Source organism: Sphingopyxis sp. LC81 (assembly GCF_000756375.1).
Classification (GTDB): Bacteria; Pseudomonadota; Alphaproteobacteria; order Sphingomonadales; family Sphingomonadaceae; genus Sphingopyxis.
In genome coordinates this window covers 51,271-74,644 of the sequence record NZ_JNFD01000035.1, presented here as the reverse complement: position 1 = coordinate 74,644, position 23,374 = coordinate 51,271, and the positions used below count along the sequence as shown (strand labels likewise).

Genomic DNA, 23,374 nt, shown 5'->3' with positions numbered 1-23,374 from the left:
CGTTCGCTTCGCGAACGTCTCGGTTACGCGCCTGCCATCGTCAGTACATATGCTGCCCGCCATTGATCGACATCGTCGACCCGGTCACGAACCCCGCATCCTCGCTGCACAGGAACGCGACGCCGCGCGCGATCTCATCGGCCTGGCCCAGACGCCCGACCGGAATCTTCGCGACGATCTTTTCCAGCACCTGCGGCGGGACCGCGGCGACCATGTCGGTGTCGATATAGCCCGGCGCGATCGCGTTGACCGTCACGCCCTTCTTGGCGCCTTCCTGCGCCAGCGCCTTGGTAAAGCCGTGGATGCCCGATTTCGCGGCGGCGTAGTTGACCTGGCCGTACTGGCCGGCCTGGCCGTTGATCGACCCGATGTTGACGATGCGGCCCCAGCCGCGCTCGACCATGCCGCCAAAGGTCGCCTTCGCCATGTTGAAACAGCCGCCGAGGTTGACGCGCATCACATCGTTCCAGTCGTCGTAGCTCATCCGCGCAAGCGTGCCGTCGCGGGTGATGCCGGCGTTGTTGACGACGATATCGATAGGGCCGAATTCCTCGGCGATGCGCGCGCAGCTGTCGAGGCATGCCTGATGGTCGCCGACGTCCCACTTGATCGCCGCGATGCCGGTGCGGCCGGTGAATTCGCGCGCTTTTTCGTCATTGCCGCCATAGTTGGCGACGACGGTGACGCCCTGTTCCTTCAGTTTCAAGGAAATCGCTTCCCCGATGCCGCGGCTGCCACCGGTAACGATTGCTACGCGTGTCATAAATCCAGCTCTCCCACAGAGTTATGGACCATGACTAGGCCGCGCAAGCGGCCGCCGCAAGTTTACCGGAACGTCAATCGCAAAGCTATTCAAGGGGTAGGGGGTTAGCTGCTCATCTGTACGCGCAGTTTTGAAAAGTCGCCGATCGCAAGGTCGGCCTTGTCGATCGTCACCACCAGATTGTCGCGGTCGCCAAAGATACGGCTCATCAATCCGCTGGTCGGCAGTTCGAGCAAAACCGCGTCGCGTTCCTCGTCATAGTCGGGGACGTGGCGAAAGGGCTCATGCCCCATCGCTGCCATTTCGCGCTCGGCCAGCGTGCGCCACCAGGGCTCGAAAAGGGCGCGCGCCGGCGCCGACAGATTGTCGGGATTGGCGCACCAGGCATGTTTTGCGCGATCGAACAGGATCGTCTGATAATCGTGAACCCACAGATTCGCATCGGCGCGGTGCGTCGTCAGCGGCAGGGTGATCGTCTCGATCTGTTCGGCGCCCGTTTCGGGGTCGGCCGAGCGGATCACCTTGACCCAGCGGATCGCGTGCAGCCCCGCCATCACCGCCGTTGCGTCGCTGGCCGAGAAATCGGCGCGCGCCGCGCTGTCGCGGACAATCGCGATAATCTCTTCGGTGCGCGCGCGCGCTTCGCGGTTGAGTGCGGCGCATTGTTCCATTTCGCCGGAATTGTCGGCATCGGCCCCGGGAGGCGTTTCGGTCATCAGCCGGTCGAGCCGCTGTTCGAGCAACGCGACCATCGCGGTCATGCTGCCCCAGTCGAACGGGTGGAAGGCGGGGTCGGCGATGTCGTAGCCGCGATCATGGAGCGCGGCGCCGGGCTCGTTCGGATCGCCTTCGCTGCGCGGATCGGCATCGCCGGGGCGGACGGCGACGAGGTCGACGGGCCATTCGGGAAAGGCACGCACGGCGAAGGCGCCGAGATCGCCCGAAGCGAGGCCGCCATGCGGGCCAAACCAGCCCTCGGGATCGTTGAGCGTGAAGGGCGGCGTAACCGGCATGCCGGTATCGCGCAGGTGCAGGACGCGCAGCTCATGCTTGCGGCGGTGGATGAAGAAGGCGAGCGCGCCGTCGCGCGGCCCCAGCCCGCCCCACAAATCCCGCGGCAGGTCGGCGCAGCCGATCTGCGCCAGAAAATCCGCCGGCTGATCGTCGATCCTCGGCCATTCCATGCCGGCGGGGGGGTGCGGACGGCCGCCGAGCCAGCTGTTCGTCGATATGGCGTCGCGCGGCGGAATCTGGGGAACGAGGCGAAGCGTCACCTCCTCGGCATCGACCGTCTCGATCCGCTGGGCTTCTTCCTCGACCTCGGAAATCATCGATTCGAGTGCGGTTTCGACGGGTTCGATATCGGCGGCCGGTTGGGGGTCGGTTTCATATTCGGGCTCGGCCGGTATTTCGAGCGGGGTCTTGCGGCTGATCCGCGCGAGCCGCGACGGGGAGATTTCGACTTCTTCCAGCTTTGGCTCCGCTCGACGCGACAGCTTTGGCAGGCGGCTTTCGCCCGGCGCTCGCGGTTGGCGCGGCGCGGCGGGGGCGGTGCGCGGACGGCGAAGCCACCATATGGCGAAGACGACCGCCAGAAAGGCCAGCGTGACCCCGGCCAGCGTCAGCGCTGCCGATTCGAGCTGGCTCATGACGTACCTCCAAATTCGTGCGGGGCCGGGCCTTTTCGGCGCCACCTTGGACCAATTTAGCGCATGGACCTAAACAGTTGGTAAGCGGCCGCGATCAGAGCCAGCCCGCGAGCTCGCGGCGCGTCAGGCTCTCCAGCATCGCCATCCCCGGCGCCTCGGCGTTGAGGCACGGGAGATAGGCGAAATTCTTGCCGCCCGCGTCTTCGAACTGCCGCTTGCCGCGAATCGCGAGCTCCTCGAGCGTTTCGAGACAGTCGGCGGCAAAACCGGGCGCGAAGATCGCGACACTGCGTCCCTCGCGGCCGAGCTGTTCGAGGCGCGTATCGGTCGCGGGTTCGAGCCATTTGGCGCGCCCGAAGCGCGACTGGAAGGCGACCTCGACCGGCCTGCCGAGCGCGTCCGACAGCCGGCGCGCGGTCGCCTGGCACTGGTCGTGATAGGGGTCGCCGAGCGTCCGCGTGCGTTCGGGCATGCCGTGGAAGCTGGCGAGCAGGACGTCGGGGGTGAAGTCGAGCGCGGCCAGTCCCTCCTCCACCGAAGTCTTCAAGGCGCCGAGATAGGCGGCATCGGCATGATAGGGCGGCAGGAAGCGAAGCGCCGGTTGCCAGCGCAGCGTCTGCAGATGCGCACCGACGGCATCGACGACGGTTGCGGTCGTAGCGGCGCAATATTGCGGATAAAGCGGCGCGACGAGGATGCGGTCGCATCCCGCCGCCTTCAGCGCATCGATTGCGGGGCCGATCGCGGGTTCGCCGTAGCGCATCGCATAAGCGACCTGTACCGTTTCACCGAACGCCGCCTGCAAGGCTTCGGCCTGACGGCGCGTGATCGTAGCGAGCGGCGAGCCTTCGTCGGTCCACACTTGCGCGTAGGCATGCGCCGATTTCTTCGGGCGGGTGGTCAGGATGATCCCGCGCAGGATCGGCTGCCACAGGATCTGCGGGATTTCGACGACGCGGCGGTCGGACAGGAATTCGGCAAGGTAGCGCCGTACCGAGCGCGCATCGGGGGCATCGGGGGTGCCGAGGTTGACCAGCAGCACGCCGATTTGCGGCGGCGCGCTCACAGCGGGTGCGCCGAAAGCGGGATACGGCGGATGCGGCGGCCCGTCGCGGCGAACATCGCATTAGCGATGGCGGGGGCGACGACGGGAACGCCGATTTCGCCGAGCCCGCCGGGCTCGCGGTCGCTTTCGACGAACTCGACCAATATCTGCGGCGTTTGCGACAGGTCGGGCAGGCCGAGCTGGCCCAATTTGCGCGCGGTCGCGAGGCCGCCCTCATAGTCGGTCGTCGCGCCCACGGCGGCGGCGAGGCCGAAGATCAACCCGCCCTCGATCTGTTGCCGCGCAATCACCGGGTTCACGAGGCGCCCGGCATCGACCACCGCGACCAATTGCTCGACCTGCAGCCCGCGCTCGCTTGGCCGCGCGGTCGCCATCAACGCGATATGGCTGCCGCGCATGGCATGGCACGCGAGCCCCTGCGCGGTCCCCGACAATCCGCCCTCCCAGCCGCCAAGGCTGGTCGCGGTGAGCAGACAGCGCGCGAGCAGCGGCGAATTGCCGAGCATCGCCATGCGATAGGAGAGCGCGTCGGTCCCGGCGCGCGCCGCCATTTCGTCGACGAAACATTCGGTGAAAAAGGCGGTGTAGCTGTCGGCGTTGCCGCGCCAGCGGCCTGTCGGCAGACCGATGTCGGCGGGGCAATGATCGACCGCGATGTGCGGGATCGCATAGCCGCTCGCCGCGCCCTCGACCGCGGCGGCATCGGGGTTGCCTGCGGCCGCGCGCTGCGCGACGTCCGGCGGCGTGTTATCGAACAGCCGGTCGCGAAACTCATGGTTGGTCGAGGGGACGGCGATGCGCGTCACCAGCGCGTCGATCCCGCCGGCGGCGTTGAGTGTCGCGGTCAGCTTGGCGCGCGCGGGCGCGCGCGGCGGCAGGCGCATAATCTCTTCAGCGCGCGACCAGGCGAGCTGGACCGGACGCTTGATCTGAAGCGCGATGATCGCCGCCTGCACCGCGGCGCTGTGGTCGAGGCACGCGTCGAACGATCCGCCCGCCATCATCGGGAACAAAGTGACATTGGCGGGCGCCAGCCCGGTCGCTCTGGCGATGGCGTCGCGGCATTGCGTGGGGGCTTGTGTCGCGACCCAGACGCGCAGCCCGCCGCGATCGGGCGCCGCGGTCGCGGTGCGCGTTTCGATGGCGGCGTGGAGCGCGGGGGCGACGGCATATTCGGCGGCGATTTTCTGCCGTCCTTCCATCGCCCCGGCGACATCGCCTTCGCTCGCGATGCGATAGCCGTCGTCCTTCAGCGCCGATTTCAGCGCCGTGTCGATCCGGCCCGTTGAAATCGGCGTGCCTTCGGTTTCGAAGGTGGGCGCGAAGCGGTCGAGCGCGCGGTTCGCGGCCCACCAGTTGCGCGCGACCGCCGCGACCCAGCGTTCGTGCGTGACGACATGCAACAGGCCGGGCGAGGCGAGTCCCTTTTTACGGTCGATGTTTTTCAGCCGCGTCGCACCGAGCGGGCCCTGGCGGATCGCCGCGAACACCATGTCGGGCAGGCGAATGTCGCCCGCATAATTGGCCGACCCGTCGATCTTGGCAGGCAGGTCGAGCCGGGTCAGTTCCTTGCCATAAAGCGGGTCCGAGCTGCTCGCGCGATAGACGGGCTCGGCGGGCGGTTCGAGCAGCGCCGCGGCCGCCGCGACGTCGCCAAAGCGCAGGCGCTTCTTGCCATGGACGACAAAGCCGTCCTGCGTGTCGCATTCTTCCCAATCGGCGTCCCAGCGATTGGCGGCGGCCATCATCAGCAGCGCGCGTGCCTGCGCCGCCGCCGCGCGGCACGGCGCTTCGAACATGCGCACCGACGAGCTGTTGGCGGTGAGCATCACCGCGTGGCGCACCGCCCATTCGCGGCGCGCCCAGCTGCGCACGTCGGACACGAAATCGGGAACGCCCGCGCGCGGGGTGAAGACCGCGCTATCTTCGTCGACGAGCAGCGTGTTGGTGTAGAGCGGGTTGATCGGCGCGCTCTCGACCGCGATCGTGCGCCAGTCGGCGCCGAGCTCGTCGGCCATGATCTGCGGCAGCAGCGTGGTGACGCCCTGGCCCATTTCGCATTGCGGCACGATCGCGCTGATGTGGCCGTCGTCGCCGATCTTCAGGAAGGCGTTGAAGATATGTTCGTCGGGGGCGGCGGTGAGGTTGGGCTGATAGTCGCGCGGCCACAGGCTCCACGCGATGGCGAGTCCGCCCGCCGCGATCGCGCCGACGAGCAGCGAGCGGCGACTGACGTGCGGCAGGCGCGATTTGCTTTTCCCCACAGTGTCGCGAATGCCGGCCATCGACGACGCTGATAAGCGGCGTGAGTCGGCGACGCAAAGCCTTTTGGTTCTCCGCGTCGCCTTCGTAGGGGCGATGGATATGGTGTCCCCTATTTCTCCGACAAAGCGAAGTCGACGCGCACCGAAACCTGCGATTCGCTGACGCCCGGATTGAACGGCGGGGCGGCGTTGGCCGACTGTGCGGCTGTCTCATAAGCGACCCCGCCGACATAAGGCATCGGCGGCGCGCTGTCGCCGCCGTCGCGGATCGTCAGCACCCGGTCGATCTTGAGCCCCGCGGCGCCGGCATAGGCGTCGGCGCGGGCGCGGGCGGCGCGATAGGCGGCGGCATAGGCCGATTTGGTCGCGGCTTCCTGATCGGAGACGCGCAGCGTCGGCCCCGACAGGACATTGGCGCCCGCCTCTGTGGTCGCGGCGACGGCCTCGCCCGCCTTGTCGACCGCGCGCATGCGGACCTCGACCTGATTGACGGCTTCAAACTTGCCCTTGTTGGCGCCCCAGTCGATCCGGTTCACGGTCAGCTGGCGCGTCTGCAGATCCTTGCCCGCGACACCAAAGGCTTTGAGCGCCTCGGTCACCTTGGTCATCGTTTCATTGTTGCGCTGCGTCGCGGCCTCGGCCGATGCGGCGATCGTGCTCACGCCGGCGGTGAAGCGCGCCTCGTCGGGCCGCGTTTCGGAGCGGCCGGTCGCCGAGACCGAGAGCAGGGTTTCGTCGTGCCCGACGCCGCGCGGGTCAGGCGCCTTTTCACTACACGCGCCGAGCGCGAGCAGCGGGATCAGCATAAGGGTCTGGGTGCGCATATATTTTCTCCCGTCGATGCGACCTAGCGCATGGCGGGTGAATCGGTTCCTTACCAACCCCAGGGCGCGGGCGGCGGCGTCACCGGCTTTGCATAGTCGAAGACGACGCGAAAATGCCGACCCTGCCGGTCGAGGCCGTAGGTGAAGCCCGCGTCGGTCGTTTCGGCCGACCAGATATTGCTATTCGAAACGCTGCGGCCGGTTGCGGTGAACATCGCGATCGATTCGGCGTCGACGGGGAAGGTCTGGCGCGTCGCCGTCCCGCCATCGGTCGTGTCGCCGCCATAGAGGGTGACCGCGTCGGGCTTGCCGTCGGCGTGGCGATGGTCGTGCTTGAAGCGGAGGCCCGTGGGCGTCCGGCTGATGATCCACGTCCGCGAGCGGTCCCAGCCGCCGTTTTCGGCCAGCCCATCGATGTGGAAAGGAATTTCGATCCGGTCGGGTGTGCAATGGCGGATGTGCATCACCATCGCCTTGCCCCGCATCTCGGAATCGGCCTCCTGATCGCTCGCGAGGCGGCCGGCATAGGCTTGGCCGCAGCGTGCGGAGAGTGACGCGAAGAACGCATCCTGCGGGCTATTGGCGACGGACGTCGTGGCGTATCCCGCGAGCATGGTCGCGGTGAGCAGCGAAAGCGCGGCCTTCACTTCAGCAGGCCGAGTCGCGGGATCTCGACCTTGGGGCAGCGGTCCATGACCACGGTCAGTCCCGCGGCCTCGGCGCGTTTCGCCGCGGCCTCGTCGATGACGCCGATCTGCATCCACACCGCCTTCGCGCCATGAACGATCGCCTCGTCGACCGCGGTGCCGGCGTCGGCGCTGTTGCGGAAGATGTCGACGAGCTCGGCGGGCGGTTCGACATCGGCGAGCGTCGCGACGACGGGCGCGCCGTGGATCGTCTTGCCGGCATGGCCGGGGTTCACCGCGATCACATCATGGCCTTGGCCCACGAGAAAGGCGAGGACGCCGTTCGACGGGCGTGCCGGGTTGGGCGATGCGCCAACGACCGCGATGCGGCGTTTCTGCCCGAGCAACTCGCGGATTTCGCCTTCGTCGTTGATCGCCATCATCGCCCCTTTCGCGTGTTCAGCCAGTCGGCGACCTTCGCCGCTATCGCATGGAATGGCTCGCCTGCGGGATCGGTTCCCGCCGCGGGCGGAACCCCGCCGTCGCTCGCGAGGCGGATGCCCATCGACAGCGGCACGCGCCCGAGAAAGTCGAGCCCCATCGTCCCCGCCGCCGCCTCGGCGCCGCCGCACCCGAACGGGTCGCTGACCTCGCCGCAATGCGGGCAGGCATAGCCCGCCATATTCTCGACAAGCCCGATGATCGGCACATCGGCCTGTTCGAACAGGCTGACCGCGCGCGTCGCGTCCATCAGCGCGAGGTCCTGCGGGGTGGATACGATCACCGCGCCCGCGGGCTTGTGCCGCTGGATCATCGTCAGCTGGACGTCGCCGGTGCCGGGGGGCAGGTCGACGACAAGCGTGTCGATATCGCCCCAGCTTGCATCGACGAGCTGTTCGAGCGCCTTGCCCGCCATCGGCCCGCGCCACGCGATCGCCTGTCCCGGCGCCGCGATCTGGCCGGTCGACAGCATCGGCACGCCATAGGCATTGGGGACGGGGGCGAGTTTCGACCCGCGCGCTTCGGGCTTCACGCCCTCGCTGTCCATCAATCGGGGTTGGGAAGGTCCGTAAATATCGGCGTCGACCAGCCCGACCTTCACGCCGAGACGGCGGAGCGCGACGGCGAGGTTCGCGGCGAGGGTCGATTTGCCGACCCCGCCCTTGCCGCTGCCGACCGCGATGATCGTCATCGCTTTCTTTTCGGCGGTCATCGCGATGCGGACCTCGCGGACGCCCGCTTCGGCGAGCAGGCCGGCGCGGAGCTTGTCCTCGAGCGGCTGGCGCTCTTCGACGGCAAGCCCCGACACATCGAGCACCACCGCGAGCAATCCCGAATCGTCGAGCATTCGCAGTCCTGACGACCGTCCTCCACTGAGGTCGGCGGCGGCGGCGGTCAGGCGGGCGATATCGGCGCTTTGTTCGGTCATGTCCGCGCCAGATAGGCATGATCGGTCGGTTTGCCAGCCATTTTCGTGCGCACCCCCTGTTAATCGCGCCCGCCGACCCTATAAAAGCCTTATGAACGACAAGATTGACGGCAGCATGGGACGCCGCAGCCCGAGAGGATTGCGGCAATTTTTCCATCAGATCAGCCAGATGGCCAACAGTCCGTGGGGCAGTGGGCCGGGCAAGGGGGATGACGACGGAAAGGGCGACGGCAAAAAGCCCGGCCCGCGCAATCCGTGGGTAACCCCCGATCCCACCGACCAGCGGCGCGCGCAAAAGCCGCGCGGCCCTTCGGCGCTCGACGAATTGCTGCGCAAGGGACGGGGCGGTTTCGGCGGCGGCGGCTCGGGCGGCGGCGGCCAGTTCAATTTTGGCGATTCGGCGAAGCTCTGGAAATGGGTGGTGCTCGCGCTCGTCGCCGCATGGGTGCTTTTCTCCTCCTTCCACATCGTGCCGCCCGAAAAGGAAGGCGTCGTCACGCGCCTCGGCAGCTATTCGCGCACCGTCGGGCCCGGCGTGAAACTCACCTGGCCAGCGCCGGTGGAGCGCATCCGGCTCGAGGACGTCCGTGCGATCCGCACGATGGCGGTCGGCTCGCCGAACGCGACCGACGAGAATTTCGTCCTGACGCGCGACCAGAGCATCGTCGACCTTGCCTATGAGGTCCGCTGGTCGGTGCGCGATCCCGAGCTTTTCTTCTTCCAGCTCGCCGACCCCGAAGGCACGATCCGCGAAGTCGCCGAAAGCGCGATGCGCGCGACGGTCGCGAACTTCGACCTCGTCCAGGCGATCGGCCCCGGCCGCGTCGAGATCGAGGCGCAGGTCCAGCAGCGCATGCAGGAATTGCTCAACCAGTATCGCGCCGGCGTGATGATCCAGGGCATCGCGATCCGCCAGGCCGATCCGCCGAACCAGGTCGACGAGGCGTTCAAGGAAGTCACCGCGTCGCGGCAGGAACGCGAATCGGCGATCAACCTAGCGCGCGCCTATCAGCAACAGGTGCTCGAACGCGCGCGCGGTGACACCGCGGCGTTCGACAAGATTTACGAGCAGTATAAGCTGGCACCGGCGGTGACCCGCCAGCGCCTCTATTATGAAACGATGGAGACGGTGTTGTCGAACGTCGACAAGACGATTGTCGAAGCGCGCGGGGTGACCCCCTATCTGCCGCTCAACGAAGTGCAGAAGCGTCTCAAGGCGCCCGAAGCGACCACGAAGGGAGGCGAATGATGTTCAATTCGCTGTTCCAGAACCCGATGCGGCTGCTGTTTGGCGTCGTCGTCCTCCTCGTCATCCTGTCGCAGTCGCTCGCGATCGTGCCCGAGGACAAGCAGGCGCTGATCCTGCGCTTCGGCGAGATCGAGCGGACGGTGAACCGCTATAAGCCGAACGAGGAATTCGGGCGTTCGGGCGCCGGGCTTGTCCTGCGCGTGCCGTTCACCGACGGCATCGAATATATCGACAAGCGCATCCTCGGCGTGAACATGGAGCGTCAGCAGGTGCTTTCGACCGACCAGCAGCGGTTGCAGGTCGACGCCTTCGCGCGCTTCCGCATCACCAACCCGGTGCGCATGTACACCGCGATCCGCACCGAGGATAAGTTGCAGGCGCAGCTTGCGACGATCCTCGGCTCGTCGCTGCGCAACGAGTTGGGCAAGCGGACCTTCGCAACCTTGCTTTCGGCCGAACGCGGCGCGGTGATGGACAATATCCAGGTCGCGCTGAACCGCGAGGCGAACAAATATGGCGCCGAGATCATCGACGTCCGGATCAAGCGCGCCGACCTTCCCGAAGGCGCGACGCTCGAGGCGGCGTACAACCGCATGCGCACCGCGCGCCAGCAGGAAGCGATCTCGATCCGCGCCGAAGGGCAGAAGGAAGCGCAGATCATCCGCGGCAGCGCCGACGGTGAAGCGGCGCGTATCTATGCCGCCAGCTTTGGCAAGGACCCGGAGTTTTACGATTTCTACCGCGCGATGCAGAGCTATCGGCAGACCTTCCTGGGTGAAAACAACACGGGCGGGACGTCGATCATCATGTCGCCCGACAATGAATATCTGAAACGGTTCAGCGGCGGTTGATGCGGGCCGTCTGCCGGTTGAACGGAACTTGCAGCGCTTGTTCATGTTCAAATGGCGTTCAGCCGCCGCGCCGCAGATAGCCGCGGCCGGGGTCTGAGAGTTTTCGTAAGAGAAGAGGAATTTCGATCGTGCGTTATGTTTATGGCATCACTTCGGCCTTGCTGGCGGGTGGCACCGCGCTGGCGCTGGTCACCCAGTCTCCCGTCGGCGCGCAGGTCGCGCAGAATGAGAAGAGCGAAATCGCCAAGGTCGTTCCGCGTTCGGGCGCGCCCGAAAGCTTCGCCGACCTGGTCGAGCAGCTGCAGCCCGCGGTCGTCAACATCTCGACCAAGCAGGAAGTCACGCTCGGCGTCCGGCTGAACCCCTTTGCCGGCACGCGCGAGCCGATCACGCAGGAACAGCAGGGCGGCGGCTCGGGCTTCCTGATCTCGGCCGACGGCTATATCGTCACCAACAACCATGTCATCTCGGGCGGTCCGCGCGGCGAGGCGGTGAACCAGGTCACGGTGACGCTGACCAACCAGAAGGAATATCGCGCCACGATCGTCGGCCGCGATGCCGCATCCGACCTCGCGCTGCTCAAGATCGACGCGACCGGCCTGCCGTTCGTGAAATTCGCCGACGGCGGGACCGCGCGCGTCGGCGACTGGGTCGTCGCGATCGGGAACCCGCTCGGCCTCGGCTCGACCGTCACCGCGGGCATCATCTCGGCGGTGCAGCGCAACATCGGGCAGGGCGGCGCCTATGACCGCTATATCCAGACCGATACCGCGATCAACCGCGGCAATTCGGGCGGTCCGTTGTTCGACCTTCAGGGCAATGTCGTCGGCATCAACAATATGCTGATCTCGCCCGTCGGCGCGAACATCGGCGTCAACTTCGCGATTCCTTCCGATGCGGCGATCCCGGTGATCAACGCGCTGCGCGCCGGCGAAAAGGTCCAACGCGGCTATCTGGGCATCGGCATCGCGCCGGTCGACGAGGATCTGGCGGCGGCGCTCGGCCTGCCCAAGGATCGCGGCGAGTTCATCCAGCGCGTCGAACCCGCACAGGCGGGCGAAAAGGCCGGGCTGAAGCGCGGCGACGTCGTGACCAAGGTCAACGGCAAAGACGTCACGCCGCAGCAGACGCTGTCCTATATCGTCTCGAACACCAAGCCGGGCACGCGCATCCCGCTGGAGATCATCCGCGACGGCAAGGCGATGACGCTCAATGTCCTCGTCGGCACGCGTCCGCCCGAGGAAGAGCTGGCGGGCGCCAATTTCGATCCCGAGGCCGAGCAGGCAGAGCCCGAGGATCCGACGGGTGCGGCCGACAAGGCGATCCAGGACGAGCTCGGCCTTTCGGTGCAGGTGGTGACCCCCGATATCGCGCGCGCGGTGGGGGTCGATGCCGGGACCAAGGGTCTGGTGATCGGCGCCGCGTCGGCGAACAGCGATGCGGGCCGCAAGGGTCTGCGCCGCGGCGACGTGATCCTCAGCGCGAACCGCACCCCGGTCACGACGAGCGAGGCGCTCGCCAAGACCATCGCCGATGCGAAGAAGGCGGGCCGCGATGCGGTTCTGCTCGAAATCCAGCGCCGCGGCCAGCCGTCGGCCTTTATCGCGATTCGCGTGAAATAGGCTTCGGCTTCGTAGCTATCAATCGGGGCGCCGCACCTTCGGGTCCGGCGCCCTTTTTGTTTGCGTGCCGCACTTCTTGTTCATATTATGTTCTCATAAGAACGAGTCGGGAGAAAGATGATGATTGGTTATGTGACGCTGGGCACGAAGGATCTGGCGAAGGCCGCGGCCTTCTATGACGCGATCGCCGCCGAACTCGAAACGCCGCGGATGATGGAATATGAAAGCTTCATCGCGTGGGGCAAGCCGGGCGGCGGTGCGGGCATCGGCCTGACCAAGCCGTTCGACGGCAACGAAGCGACCGTCGGCAACGGCGTGATGGTCGCGCTGCAGGCGAAGGACCAGGAACAGGTCCACCGTCTTTACGACATCGCGCTCGCCAACGGCGGGACGTGCGAAGGCCCTCCGGGACCGCGCGGCGAGGGATTCTACGCCGGCTATTTCCGCGATCCCGACGGCAACAAGCTCAACGCCTTCATCATGGGATGATGGGCGACGGCCGCCAGCCGTGATATTGCGCGCCGCATCCTGTTTGGAGAGTGGCGGATGAATTCACAAAAGGCTGGCGGACCGCATTATTCGCCCTTCGTTGTCGGCAATGGTTTCATCTTCGTGTCGGGGCAGCTCCCGCTGCTACCCGGGCGCGACACGTCGCTGGCGGCCGCCCCCTTCGCGTCGCAGGCCGAGCAGGCGCTGGGCAATTTGAAAGCCGTGCTGGCCGATGCAGGGGCCGAGCTGGAGCAGGTGGTCAAGACGACGGTCTATCTCGCCGACATCGACGATTGGGGCGAACTCGATGCGGTCTATGGCCGTTTTTTTGGTGCCGCGCGTCCGGCACGGACCGTGGTGCCCTCGGGGCCACTGCATTTCGGCTTTCGCATCGAGATCGACGCAATTGCGCTGGCGGCGGGGGAAAGACCCTAGCCGCTATGGCGATCGGTGGGCGATCGGTGGCGGAGGGGGTTTGCCGATTGCCTGACCTGCCCTGCCGCTCTAACCTCCTCCCGACGTATCAATGGAGGACAGCGGGTGAGCGACGGCAGCACGGCAAGCGAAATCTATATCGGCCTTGGCGGGGGTGGTGCGCCCGATGGTCCGCGCCAGTCGCTGGTGCTCAAGCGTGCGAACCGCCACGGGTTGATCGCCGGCGCGACCGGCACCGGCAAGACGGTGACCTTGCAGGGTCTGGCCGAGGGTTTTTCGGCGGTCGGGGTCCCCGTGTTTGTCGCCGATGTGAAGGGCGACCTTGCCGGCATGGCGATGGCGGGCAGCCCGACCGCGAAGACGCACGAGATTTTCGCCGCGCGCGCCGCCGAGATCGGCGATGCGACATGGGCCTATCGCGACAATCCGGTGATCTTCTGGGATCTGTTCGGCGAGCAGGGGCATCCCGTGCGCACGACGATTTCCGAAATGGGCCCGCTGCTGCTCGCGCGGCTGATGGGGCTCAACGAGGTGCAGGAGGGCGTGCTCGCGATTGCCTTCCGCGTCGCAGACGAACAGAATCTGCTGCTGCTCGACCTTGGCGATTTGCAGGCGATGCTGTCGTGGTGCGCCGAGAATGCCGATGAGCTTACGACCAAATATGGCAATGTGTCGAAGGCGACCGTCGGCACGATCCAGCGCCAATTGCTGACGCTCGAAAGCCAGGGCGGGGCCAATTTCTTCGGCGAGCCCGCGCTCGACATCCAGGACATGATCCGCACCGATGAAAATGGGCGCGGTTATGTGAACATCCTCGCCGCCGACAAGCTGATGGCGAGCCCCAAGCTTTACGCTACCTTCCTCCTCTGGATGCTCAGCGAGATGTTCGAGACGCTTCCCGAGGTCGGCGACCCCGACAAGCCGAAGCTCGTCTTCTTCTTCGACGAGGCGCATCTGCTGTTCGATGACGCGCCGCCCGCGCTCGCCGAAAAGATCGAGCAGGTCGTGCGCCTGATCCGCTCGAAGGGCGTCGGCGTCTATTTCGTCACGCAGAACCCGATCGACATTCCCGAGGATGTCGCGGGCCAGCTTGGCAACCGTGTCCAGCACGCGCTGCGCGCCTTCACTCCGCGCGACCAGAAGGCCGTGAAAGCGGCGGCCGAAACCTTCCGCCCCAATCCCAAGGTCGATGTCGCGCGCGAGATCACCGAGCTGAAAGTCGGCGAGGCGCTGGTGTCGCTGTTGATGGCCGACGGCGCGCCGTCGCCGGTCGAACGCACCTTGATCAAGCCGCCCTGCTCGCGCGCGGGCCCGCTTGACGCCAAGGAGCGCGCGATCATCAAGTCGATTTCGCCCGTCGAGGGCAAATATGACACCGCCGTCGACCGCGAGAGCGCCGAGGAACTGCTCGCCGTCAAGGCCGAGCAGGCGCAGGCGGCGGCGATCGAGGCGAAGGCGCAGGTCGAGGCCGACAAGCAGGCGGCGATCGCCGCAAAGGAAGAGGCGAAGCGCAAGGCGGCCGAGGAACGCGAGCGGCTGCGGCTCGAAAAGGCCGCGGCGCGCGAAGCCGCGAAGCCGTCGATGACCGAAAAAATGGTCCAGTCGGCGGCGCGCTCGGCGGCGACCAGCCTCGGGCGGCAGGTTGCGGGCAAGTTCGGCGGCCAGCTGATGCGCGGGATATTGGGCAGCCTGTTCAAGTGAGCGAAGCCGATGCCGCGCGGATGGAGGCGAGCCTGACGGCCGTCGCCGACGCCGGCATCGACATTCGCCACGCGCTGTTCGAGCGCTTCTTCGCCGCCTTCCCCGAACGCCGCGCGAGCTTCATGGTTGTCGACGCCTCGTCGCGGCGGATGACCGACGAGACGCTTCAGATGATGTTCGGGCTGGCGAAGGGCGAAGGCTGGGTGTGGCCGCTCGTCGCCGAGCTTGTCTTCACCCACCGCGCCTATGGGCCGCTGCCGATCGCCGAATATGACGCCTTCATCGACATGACGGTCGCAGAGTTGGGCGCCGCAGCGGGGACAACCTGGAACGGCGAGGCCGCCGCTGCGTGGCAGCGCCACGCCGGGGCGCTCAAGGCGATGATCCGCCGCGCGCGCGCCGAATGGGAAAGCGCGATGCCGGTCGGAACGCCGCAGCCGGCCGACTGACCGGCCGCGGCCTTTCGTTACTTCGCCTTCAGCCAGCTGGCGATTTCGCCCTTGATGCGCGGGCGGCTGATGCTGCGCTCCTTCAGGCTGGCGAGTGTCTTGTCATAGGGCTTGCGGACGTCGGCGGGTAGCGGCGCCGCGATCCGCTCGAGTTTCGCGATCATCGCGGGATCGTTCGATGATGCCGCCAATCCCGCGAGGAAACGCGCGCGCGCCGAGGCGTCGATCAGCCGGTCGACCGCGGCCTGATTCGCCTGCGCGAAATCGACCGCCAGTTCGGCGTGATTGCGGGCGACCGCATCGATGATCCCGGCGCTGACCGTCTTGCCCGGTTCGTCGGTGAGCGCGAGGGCGAGTGCGCGCCTGGCAAGGGCTTCGTCCTTCGCCGATCCGAGCAGGGTATAGAAGGCGATCCGCTCGACCGCCGATTTCGACCCCTTCGCGAGCCCGCGCAGCTTGGTCCATTCGGCGTCGCTCGCATTCGCCGCGACGATGCCGAGCCAGCGCGACTTCAGCGGGCCGTCGAGCGCAGCGGGATCGCGGTCGAGCAGCGCAAAGCGGCGCCGCGCCTCGGCGAGCAGTTTCGCATCGCCGAGCGTCCCGAGCGCCTTGAGCAGATCGGAGCGGAGGATGCTGTCGAGCGCGGGCTCGCCCGCGCGCGCGTCGAAGCCGAGCCGCTGCATCGCCGGGCTCAGCGCCGCGGTGCCGCGCGCGGCGATCTGTTTCTGTACCGCCGGCTGGTCGTCGAACATGTCGTAGAGGGCCGCATAACGCCCCGCGACGTCGCCGAGCAGCTTCTGGTTCCCATCCCGCGGCACAGCCGCCAGTAGGTCGAGCGCGGCGCCCATCGGCTGGTAGCCGGCATAAGCGAGCGCGAAATTGTCGCCGAGCAGCCCGAGCTGGTCGATCGGTGCCAGCTTTGCGAAATCGCCGCGGAGCGCGGCGAGCGCGGCGGGCGAATAAAGGGTGCGGTAATAGCCCGCTTGGCCGGCGTTGAGCAGCACCGCGCCGCAGCCGGGCAGGGTGAGCGTGCCGGTGCCGCCCGCGATCACCTGCCGCGCCACCGCACCATTGCCGGCGCGCGCGAGGACGGGCACCTGCCAGCGGCGGCCCTCGGCGTCGATGCTCTGCCGGCGATCGCGCGAAAATTCGCCCTGCGTCAGCTGGACGGTCGTGTTGCTACCGGCGCAGGTCACACCGCCCACGCGGAGCAGCGGGATGCCCGGCTGGTTGGTGAAATCATGCGCGATCGCGGTCAGCCCTTTCGCGCCCGCGGCCTCGACCGCGTTCCACAGGTCGTCGGTGCGCGTGTTCGCATATTTATGCTTTGCCATGTAGCTGCGGAGGCCATCGCGCCACACGTCCTCGCCGGCATAGGCTTCGAGCATCGTGATCACCGCCTCGCCCTTCTGATAGGTGATCGCGTCGAACGCCTGATTGGTATCCTCGACGGTGCGGATCGTCTGGACGATCGGGTGCGTCGTCGCAAAGGCGTCGAGCCCCATCGCGCGTTCGCGGCCGTCGACACGGTCGAGCAAAGGCTGCCAGTCGGGATGGAAATGGTCGCTCGCCTTGGTTTCGATCCAGCTCGCGAAGCCTTCGTTGAGCCAGAGGTCGTCCCACCATGCCATGGTGACGAGATCGCCGAACCATTGGTGCGCGACCTCGTGCGCCTGCGTCGAGTAGATTTGCTGGCGGGTCGCATCGCTGGTGATCTTCGGATCGTCGAGCAGGATGCGTTCGAAGGTGAAGATCGCGCCCCAATTTTCCATCGCGCCGAAGAATTGCGACTGGCCGGGCCCCGCGACATTGTCGAGCTTGGGCAGCGGATAGGGCTGGCCGAAATAGTCGCTGAAATAGCCGAGCAGGGGGCCGAGGCTGTCGAGCGCGAAGCGCGCCTGCTCGCCCGACCCCTTGGGCGCGACGATGCCGACTTCGGCGCCGCTCGCGCTCTTTGCCGCGAGCCGCTCGAAATCGCCGGTCGCGAAGAAGAGGAGATAGGACGACATTTTGGGCGAGATCTGGAAAGTGACCTTCTTTTTGCCGCCCTCGACGGGGGTTTCGCTCGCCACGGGCATGTTGCTCACCGCGAGATCGCCCGCGGGAACGGTCGCCGCGAGGGTGAAGGTCGCCTTGTAGCTCGGCTCGTCGAAGCTCGGGACGAAGCGCCGCGCGTCCGGCGCCTCGAACTGGGTGAACAGCCCGCGCACCTCATTACCGGTGACCTTGTCGGGATAGTCGAGCGCGAAAAGTCCGTTCGCCTGCGTGTTGATCACCCCGGTGTAGCGCGTTGCCAGGCGATACTTGCCTGGCACGAGCGGCGCGGGGGCGGTGAAGCTCGCCGTTTGCGTGGCGGCGTCGATCGCGACGGTCAGCGGAATCGCCTTGCCGTCGGCGTCGGTCAGGCTCGCGCTCGCGAAGCTGAGGTCGAGTGCGTTCAGCGTCAGCGTCGCCGAGGGTTCGTAAAGTTCGAGGTCGATTCCCGCCTCGCCGGTAAAGCGCAGCGCCTTGGCGTCGGGCGTGACGCTGATGTCGTAATGGACCGCGCGCGCGATCCGCGGCAGCTGGCTCGGCACGCTCGTGTCGAGCGGCGCGCCGGTGAGCGCGGGCGCCGCGGCGATGGGTGAAGGGGATTCAATCCCCGGCTGCGCGGCGCAGGCGGCAAGGCTGAGCGACGACACGGCGGCAACAAGCAAATGGCGAGTCGAATATTTCATGATTGCGATCCCCGGTTTGATTTGCGGTCCGGGCTAGGCGCATGCGCCAGCCCCCGCAACGCCCCCTTTCGGCAGGCGGTCGTCGAGGCTCGACAGACGGCACGCGATCAGGCAGCTTTGGTTTCATGACAAAACCTATATTGCCTGGAGAGGTAGCCGCCGCCGTTGTCGACCCCGTCGCATACGGCAATTGGGATCCGCTGCACGAACAGCTCGCCTGGGCGCGCGCGAACATGCCGCTCGGCGTCGCCGAGAATCGCGACCACGACCCTTTCTGGCTGGTGACGCGCCATGCCGACATCATGGCGATCAGCCGCGACCCGCAGCGTTTCGCGAACGGCATCCGTCCGACGGTGCTCACCAACCGCGACGGTGAGGCGCTGGCGCGCGCGGCGACGCCGAACAATGACGGGCATCTCATTCGCTCACTCGTCCAGATGGATGCCCCCGACCATATGAAATATCGGCTGCTGACGCAGAGCTGGTTCATGCCGAAGAATTTGAAGATCGTCGAGGATCGCATCCGCCAACTGGCGCGCGAAACCGTCGATCATATGCTCGAAGCGGGCGGAGAATGCGATTTCGCGCGCGACGTCGCGGCGCATTATCCGCTGCGCGTCATCATGGACATTTTGGGTGTCCCGCCCGAGGACGAGCCGCGCATGCTGATGCTGACGCAGCAATTGTTCGGCCCGACCGACCCCGAGCTGAACCGCAGCCGCGAGGCGATCACCAGCGCCGAACAGGCGATCGCGATGCTCAATTACGTTATCGCCGATTTCGAAAATTATTTCGGCGCGCTCACCGCCGAACGCCGCGCCAACCCGCGCGAGGATATCGCGACGGTGATCGCCAATGCGACGATCAATGGCGAGCAGATCCCCGACCGCGAACTCGCCGGCTATTATATGATCGTCGCGACCGCGGGGCACGACACGACCAGCGCGTCGACCGCTGGCGCGATGATGGAGCTCGCGAAGAACCCGGCGCTCTTCGAGCGTTTTCGCGCCGCCGACAGCGACAAGGCGGGACTGATCGAGGAAGCGATCCGCTGGACCACGCCGGTCCAGCATTTCATGCGCAGCGCCAGGGAAGATGTCGAAATCGGCGGGCAGACGATTCGCGAGGGCGACTGGCTGATGCTCAATTATGTCTCGGGCAACCGCGACGAGGCGGTGTTCGGCAGTCCCTTCGCCTTCGACCCCGACCGCGAGAAGAATCAGCAGATCGCCTTTGGTTTCGGTGCGCATGTCTGCCTTGGCCAACATCTCGCGCGCATGGAGATGCGCATATTGATGGAAGAGCTTTTGCCGCGGCTGAAAAGCCTCGAACTGGCGGGCGAGCCCGCACGCGTCGAATCGGTTTTCGTCGGCGGATTGAAGCGTCTGCCGATCCGGTTCGCGGCCGCCTAGCTCCATCTGGCGCGGTACCGCGGAACCATTGCCCGTTGGCCGGCGTTTCAAGCCCGGTCAAAAAAGGAGTTTGCGATGAATCTCTTAAAGAAGGCCGCGATCTCGTTCGCGGCGACGTCGATGGTCTTTGCGCCGGTGGCCGCGTCGGCTGCGCCCGCGCTGGACGCTGCCCGTGCGGGGTCCGTTACCGAGGGTCAGAACGAACTCGAAGGCGCGAGCTGGATTGCGATCCTGCTCGGGCTTGCGATCATTGCCGGCGGTATCTGGCTGGTGGTCGATGGCAACGATGACGACGAGCCGGTAAGCCCGTAAATTCGCGGCAGGGAATGGCCCTCTCCCCGCAAGGAGGGGGCCTTTTCACGCCCGAAGCCTAGACCTTCTCGCTCGGGAAAAAGCGCGCGATGACGTCGCTCGCGAGCCGCGCGGGACGCAGCGTTTCGGCGTCGATGCAGCACCATGAGGATTTGACCTCGGCCAGCACATCCTCGCCGCGCTTGATGATCGTTTCGTAAAAGGCGCGCGCGCCCTGCACCTTTTCGAGGATGACGGTCGCGATGACCTGATCGTCGAGGAAGGCGGGGCGGCGATAGGTGATCTCGTGCTTCAGCGCGACCCACAGATGCGCCGCGACCGCGTCGGGCGGTGCGATGTGTCGCCAGTGCGAGAGCACCGCTTCCTGCACCCAGCTCAAATAGTGGGCGTTGTTCACATGTCCCATGAAATCGATCTGGTCGGCACCAACGGCGATCGCATGGTCGTGCGGAAGGGAAGCGGCGGTCATATCGCTGACACTAATGTCAATATTTTGTGACGGAAAGATGAATCTTTCACCCGCGCCCGCGATAGGGCGCGACGCCCTGGTCGGGGAGCCACAGGTCGGCGGGCGGCGCGCTCGATTGCCAGAAGACGTCGATCGGGATGCCGCCGCGCGGATACCAGTAACCGCCGATGCGCAGCCAGCGGGGCTGCATTTCGTCGAACAGGCGGCGCCCGATGCCGACGGTGCAATCCTCGTGGAACCCCGCATGGTTGCGGAAACTGCCGAGGAACAGCTTCAGGCTCTTCGATTCGACGATCGTTTCGCCGGGCGCATAATCGATCACGAGATGCGCGAAATCGGGCTGGCCGGTCACCGGGCAGAGCGAGGTGAACTCGGGTGCGGCGAAACGGACGAGATAGAGCTCGCCGGCGCGCGGATTGGGGACATAGTCGAGAACCGCGGCCTCGGGCGAGGCAGGAAGTTCGCTGGACTGGCCGAGATGTTTCGGCGCGAGCGGGGTAGGGGTGGAATCGGTCATGGAAAGGCTCTAGTGCGCAGCGCGGCCGATGTCATCCGGGACCAATTGTCCAAGGGCGACGGCTGGCGGCAGGGTTCAGCGCCAATTCAGCGGCGTGTGCGAGATATGGGTAGTGTGGGATCGCGGACAAGATGACGGTGCGTAACTTCGGGCGAGAACAGGTGGCGACGCTCGCGCTGGTGGCGGCGATGCTGAGCGCGGCGGTGCCCGCGCGCGCGCAAGACACCACAACCTCGCCCCGCCCGATCGACTTCCGCCTGCCGCCGCCCGCCGACGACGGGCGGACGCCGGGCGTGCAGGGCCCGTCGGACAATGGCCTGCCGCCGGTGGCGCCGGGCGAGCGCCGCGGCCAGCCGACGCCGACCCCCGCGCCGACACCGACGCAGCCGATGGCGCCGCCGCGCGTAGCCCCGACCCAGCCCGCGACGGCCACCCCGACACCCGCGCCGGCGCCGACGCGGCGCGATACCCCCGCGATCGCGGCTCCGCGCACGACCGCGCCGGAAACCGCAAGCCCGGCGCCGCCCGCCGCGACCGACAATCCGACATTACCGCCGCTTGAGACCGCCGCGCCGCCCGCTGCCACGGCGACGGACGCCGCGCCCGTCACCGCCGACGAAACGCCGGTCGCGGCGGCTCCCGCGAATGCGCCGTCGGGCACGCCGGTCTGGGCGTGGGTGCTTGCCTTATTGGCAGCGGCGGGCGCCGGTTTCTGGTACTGGCGCCGCCGCGCCGCGCCGGCCGGCCCGGCCATCGACGAAACGCCCGAGACGCCGCGCCCGGCGCCGACCCCGCCGGTTCAGCGTGCCGCGTCGCCCGTTTCGCCAAAGCCCGCCGCGCCGAAGCCAATGCAGCCGGTGGCGCCGCGCCCGGCCGCACCCCAGCCTGCGCGCGCGCCGCTTGCGCCGCCCGAGCGGCCCGCGCCTTCGCCGCTTGTCACGCGTCCCGCGGCCGAAAAGCGTGCGATCATCAGCATGGCGCTCGACATCCGCAGCATCCGCTTCGCCGCCGATCATGTGGCGGTCGGCTTTGCGCTTCACCTTGTGAATCAAGGGGCGACCGCGGCGACCGGCCTGATGGTCCGCATCGCGCTCAACCAGGGATCGGCGATGACCGAACCAGTGCTGGCCCGCTTCTTCGACGGCGCGGGCGGCAGCGTGCTGCGCGACGATATGATGCTCGCGCCGGGCGCGGGCGAGGAATTGTCGACCGAGGTCATGCTGCCGCGCGCCGCGATCGAGCCGCTGATGATCGGTGGCAAGCCGATGCTCGTCCCCGTCATCGCGTTCGACGTGACCTATCATTGGGATGGCGAGGGCGACGCCTTCGGCCAGAATGCCGGCAGCTTTGTCATCGGCCGCGAACAGGGTGCGAGCGGGAGCGAAAAGCTCGCGCCGCTGCCGCTCGACCGCGCCGCTTACGCCGTCGATCGTCCCGGCGCGCGCGCGACCGCCATTAAGCGCGCCCAATAGTCTGGCTCAAAACGGCACTGCTTTTTTGTTGCGGTGCAGCATCGGCTGGGGCAGGATCGACTGCGCTTGAAAAAGCGCGGGTGGGGGCATAGGCTGCTATTCCCCCAGAAAAGAACAGAGCCACAGCAGGATGGCCGGCGAGGGACAGGAAAAACAAGTTCCCGGCCGGTCGCAACAGGAGCATGACATGGACGCCTTGGTCTCAACCGACTGGCTGGAACGCGAACTGGGGGCATCGGACTTGCGGGTCGTCGATGCGACGAAATTCCTTGCCGACGAGGGACGCGACGCGCGCGCCGAATATGAGGCGGGCCACATCCCCGGCGCGGTGTTCATGGACCTCGCCGAACTGACCGATCCGTCGAGCGACGTCGATAATATGGCGCCGCAGGCCGAGAAATTTGCGAGCCGCATGCAGTCGCTCGGCCTTGGTGATGGCAGCCGCATCGTGCTTTACGACGACAGCCCGCTCAAGAGCGCGGCGCGCGGCTGGTGGCTGCTCAAGCTGTTCGGCGCGCATGACGTCGCGCTGCTCGACGGCGGCCTCGCCAAGTGGAAGGCCGAAGGCCGCGGGCTCGAGATGGGCAAGCAGACGCTGCGCCACCGCCACTTCACCGTGTGGCGCGATGCGAAGGCGGTGCGCACCAAGGACCAGATGCTGGCGAACCTCGACAGCGGCGCCGAACAGGTCGTCGATGCGCGTCCCGCGGCGCGCTTCACCGGTGAGGAGCGCGACCCGCGTCCGGGCGTCGCGCCCGGCCATATTCCGAATTCGCGCAGCCTGCCGCACGGCGAGCTGTTCAACGCCGACGGCACGTGGAAGCGCGGCGACGATCTGAAGGCCGCGTTCGACGCCGCCGGGGTCGATCTCGACAAGCCGGTCATCACCACCTGCGGCAGCGGCATGACCGCGACCGTCGTCGCCTTCGGCGCGCACCTGCTCGGCAAGGATGACGTAGCGGTTTACGACGGCAGCTGGGTCGAATGGGGCGCCGACCCCGCGACGCCCAAGGCGACCGGCGCGGCCTGACCGACCCGGCCCCGATATCCTTCGTGTC

General features: G+C 66.9%; 22 protein-coding genes. 11 read left to right on the top strand and 11 right to left on the bottom strand.

Annotated features, from left to right (window positions below):
• Positions 1-40: 40 nt before the first annotated feature.
• The 8 genes from phbB to FG91_RS16265 all read right to left on the bottom strand — a co-directional run bounded on the left by phbB (position 41) and on the right by FG91_RS16265 (position 8,621).
• Positions 41-763, bottom strand: coding sequence for an acetoacetyl-CoA reductase (gene phbB / locus FG91_RS16300; RefSeq protein ID WP_037516954.1), 723 nt, complete (start codon positions 761-763; stop codon positions 41-43).
• A gap of 104 nt (positions 764-867) precedes the next feature.
• Entirely contained in the window at positions 868-2,412 is a 1,545-nt protein-coding gene (locus FG91_RS16295; RefSeq protein WP_037516951.1) for a DUF1963 domain-containing protein, read from the bottom strand.
• Positions 2,413-2,506: 94 nt separating this feature from the next.
• A complete protein-coding gene (hemH, locus tag FG91_RS16290) occupies positions 2,507-3,478 on the bottom strand; it encodes a ferrochelatase (RefSeq protein ID WP_037516948.1) in 972 nt (323 codons plus the stop codon).
• The gene (locus FG91_RS16285; RefSeq protein ID WP_052187765.1) at positions 3,475-5,763 is read right to left on the bottom strand and encodes a xanthine dehydrogenase family protein molybdopterin-binding subunit; all 2,289 of its coding nucleotides are present in this window, start codon (positions 5,761-5,763) and stop codon (positions 3,475-3,477) included. The genes hemH and FG91_RS16285 overlap by 4 nt, the downstream gene beginning before the upstream one ends.
• 89 nt (positions 5,764-5,852) lie before the next feature.
• Positions 5,853-6,566: an SIMPL domain-containing protein gene (locus FG91_RS16280; protein WP_037516945.1), complete on the bottom strand. Its 714-nt coding sequence runs from the start codon at positions 6,564-6,566 to the stop codon at positions 5,853-5,855.
• Positions 6,567-6,616: 50 nt separating this feature from the next.
• Positions 6,617-7,213, bottom strand: coding sequence for a hypothetical protein (locus FG91_RS16275; RefSeq protein ID WP_037516943.1), 597 nt, complete (start codon positions 7,211-7,213; stop codon positions 6,617-6,619).
• The gene (locus tag FG91_RS16270; protein WP_037516940.1) at positions 7,210-7,632 is read right to left on the bottom strand and encodes a CoA-binding protein; all 423 of its coding nucleotides are present in this window, start codon (positions 7,630-7,632) and stop codon (positions 7,210-7,212) included. Before FG91_RS16270 ends, FG91_RS16275 begins: the two co-directional genes overlap by 4 nt.
• Entirely contained in the window at positions 7,632-8,621 is a 990-nt protein-coding gene (locus FG91_RS16265) for an Mrp/NBP35 family ATP-binding protein (RefSeq protein WP_037516937.1), read from the bottom strand. The genes FG91_RS16270 and FG91_RS16265 overlap by 1 nt, the downstream gene beginning before the upstream one ends.
• Before the next feature lie 91 nt (positions 8,622-8,712).
• On the opposite strand from FG91_RS16265, the gene hflK reads away from it, so the two are divergent.
• From hflK to FG91_RS16230, 7 genes are all read left to right on the top strand, one after another.
• Positions 8,713-9,870 carry a protease modulator HflK gene (hflK, locus tag FG91_RS16260; RefSeq protein ID WP_081940643.1) on the top strand — a complete coding sequence of 386 codons (1,158 nt, stop codon included), beginning with the start codon at positions 8,713-8,715 and terminating at the stop codon, positions 9,868-9,870.
• Positions 9,870-10,721, top strand: a complete 852-nt coding sequence (gene hflC / locus FG91_RS16255) for a protease modulator HflC (protein WP_037516935.1) — start codon at positions 9,870-9,872, stop codon at positions 10,719-10,721. The genes hflK and hflC overlap by 1 nt, the downstream gene beginning before the upstream one ends.
• 128 nt (positions 10,722-10,849) lie before the next feature.
• The gene (locus FG91_RS16250) at positions 10,850-12,343 is read left to right on the top strand and encodes a trypsin-like peptidase domain-containing protein (RefSeq protein ID WP_037516933.1); all 1,494 of its coding nucleotides are present in this window, start codon (positions 10,850-10,852) and stop codon (positions 12,341-12,343) included.
• Positions 12,344-12,463: 120 nt separating this feature from the next.
• Positions 12,464-12,832, top strand: a complete 369-nt coding sequence (locus tag FG91_RS16245; RefSeq protein WP_037517322.1) for a VOC family protein — start codon at positions 12,464-12,466, stop codon at positions 12,830-12,832.
• A gap of 57 nt (positions 12,833-12,889) precedes the next feature.
• The gene (locus FG91_RS16240) at positions 12,890-13,267 is read left to right on the top strand and encodes a RidA family protein (RefSeq protein ID WP_037516931.1); all 378 of its coding nucleotides are present in this window, start codon (positions 12,890-12,892) and stop codon (positions 13,265-13,267) included.
• Between the two features lie 105 nt (positions 13,268-13,372).
• Positions 13,373-14,968, top strand: coding sequence for a helicase HerA-like domain-containing protein (locus FG91_RS16235; protein ID WP_037516929.1), 1,596 nt, complete (start codon positions 13,373-13,375; stop codon positions 14,966-14,968).
• A complete protein-coding gene (locus FG91_RS16230; protein ID WP_037516926.1) occupies positions 14,965-15,417 on the top strand; it encodes a hypothetical protein in 453 nt (150 codons plus the stop codon). The genes FG91_RS16235 and FG91_RS16230 overlap by 4 nt, the downstream gene beginning before the upstream one ends.
• A 17-nt stretch (positions 15,418-15,434) precedes the next feature.
• Here FG91_RS16230 and FG91_RS16225 read toward each other — a convergent pair whose 3' ends face one another.
• Complete coding sequence (locus FG91_RS16225; protein WP_081940642.1) at positions 15,435-18,134, bottom strand: M1 family metallopeptidase; 2,700 nt, start codon at positions 18,132-18,134, stop codon at positions 15,435-15,437.
• 125 nt (positions 18,135-18,259) lie between these two features.
• On the opposite strand from FG91_RS16225, the gene FG91_RS16220 reads away from it, so the two are divergent.
• The gene (locus FG91_RS16220) at positions 18,260-19,546 is read left to right on the top strand and encodes a cytochrome P450 (protein ID WP_037516924.1); all 1,287 of its coding nucleotides are present in this window, start codon (positions 18,260-18,262) and stop codon (positions 19,544-19,546) included.
• A gap of 75 nt (positions 19,547-19,621) precedes the next feature.
• Positions 19,622-19,858: a hypothetical protein gene (locus FG91_RS16215; RefSeq protein ID WP_037516920.1), complete on the top strand. Its 237-nt coding sequence runs from the start codon at positions 19,622-19,624 to the stop codon at positions 19,856-19,858.
• Between the two features lie 58 nt (positions 19,859-19,916).
• On the opposite strand, the gene FG91_RS16210 is transcribed toward FG91_RS16215, so the two are convergent.
• Positions 19,917-20,327, bottom strand: coding sequence for an acyl-CoA thioesterase (locus FG91_RS16210; protein WP_037516918.1), 411 nt, complete (start codon positions 20,325-20,327; stop codon positions 19,917-19,919).
• Positions 20,328-20,373: 46 nt separating this feature from the next.
• Positions 20,374-20,844, bottom strand: coding sequence for a preQ(1) synthase (queF, locus tag FG91_RS16205; RefSeq protein WP_037516914.1), 471 nt, complete (start codon positions 20,842-20,844; stop codon positions 20,374-20,376).
• Positions 20,845-20,975: 131 nt separating this feature from the next.
• Here queF and FG91_RS16200 point away from each other — a divergent pair, with 131 nt between their 5' ends.
• Entirely contained in the window at positions 20,976-22,316 is a 1,341-nt protein-coding gene (locus FG91_RS16200) for a hypothetical protein (RefSeq protein ID WP_037516912.1), read from the top strand.
• A gap of 187 nt (positions 22,317-22,503) precedes the next feature.
• Positions 22,504-23,346, top strand: a complete 843-nt coding sequence (gene sseA / locus FG91_RS16195) for a 3-mercaptopyruvate sulfurtransferase (protein ID WP_037517317.1) — start codon at positions 22,504-22,506, stop codon at positions 23,344-23,346.
• Positions 23,347-23,374 lie beyond the last annotated feature (28 nt).

Excerpts from the sequence above, each read along its gene's own strand:
- queF (WP_037516914.1), bottom strand. The coding sequence starts at position 20,844 with ATGACCGATTCCACCCCTACCCCGCTCGCGCCGAAACATCTCGGCCAG.
- FG91_RS16225 (WP_081940642.1), bottom strand. The coding sequence starts at position 18,134 with ATGAAATATTCGACTCGCCATTTGCTTGTTGCCGCCGTGTCGTCGCTC.
- FG91_RS16285 (WP_052187765.1), bottom strand. The coding sequence starts at position 5,763 with ATGGCCGGCATTCGCGACACTGTGGGGAAAAGCAAATCGCGCCTGCCG.
- FG91_RS16270 (WP_037516940.1), bottom strand. The coding sequence starts at position 7,632 with ATGGCGATCAACGACGAAGGCGAAATCCGCGAGTTGCTCGGGCAGAAA.
- FG91_RS16215 (WP_037516920.1), top strand. The coding sequence starts at position 19,622 with ATGAATCTCTTAAAGAAGGCCGCGATCTCGTTCGCGGCGACGTCGATG.
- phbB (WP_037516954.1), bottom strand. The coding sequence starts at position 763 with ATGACACGCGTAGCAATCGTTACCGGTGGCAGCCGCGGCATCGGGGAA.
- FG91_RS16245 (WP_037517322.1), top strand. The coding sequence starts at position 12,464 with ATGATTGGTTATGTGACGCTGGGCACGAAGGATCTGGCGAAGGCCGCG.
- FG91_RS16220 (WP_037516924.1), top strand. The coding sequence starts at position 18,260 with ATGACAAAACCTATATTGCCTGGAGAGGTAGCCGCCGCCGTTGTCGAC.
- FG91_RS16200 (WP_037516912.1), top strand. The coding sequence starts at position 20,976 with ATGACGGTGCGTAACTTCGGGCGAGAACAGGTGGCGACGCTCGCGCTG.
- hflC (WP_037516935.1), top strand. The coding sequence starts at position 9,870 with ATGTTCAATTCGCTGTTCCAGAACCCGATGCGGCTGCTGTTTGGCGTC.
- FG91_RS16280 (WP_037516945.1), bottom strand. The coding sequence starts at position 6,566 with ATGCGCACCCAGACCCTTATGCTGATCCCGCTGCTCGCGCTCGGCGCG.
- FG91_RS16295 (WP_037516951.1), bottom strand. The coding sequence starts at position 2,412 with ATGAGCCAGCTCGAATCGGCAGCGCTGACGCTGGCCGGGGTCACGCTG.
- FG91_RS16240 (WP_037516931.1), top strand. The coding sequence starts at position 12,890 with ATGAATTCACAAAAGGCTGGCGGACCGCATTATTCGCCCTTCGTTGTC.
- FG91_RS16265 (WP_037516937.1), bottom strand. The coding sequence starts at position 8,621 with ATGACCGAACAAAGCGCCGATATCGCCCGCCTGACCGCCGCCGCCGCC.
- FG91_RS16210 (WP_037516918.1), bottom strand. The coding sequence starts at position 20,327 with ATGACCGCCGCTTCCCTTCCGCACGACCATGCGATCGCCGTTGGTGCC.
- hflK (WP_081940643.1), top strand. The coding sequence starts at position 8,713 with ATGAACGACAAGATTGACGGCAGCATGGGACGCCGCAGCCCGAGAGGA.
- sseA (WP_037517317.1), top strand. The coding sequence starts at position 22,504 with ATGGACGCCTTGGTCTCAACCGACTGGCTGGAACGCGAACTGGGGGCA.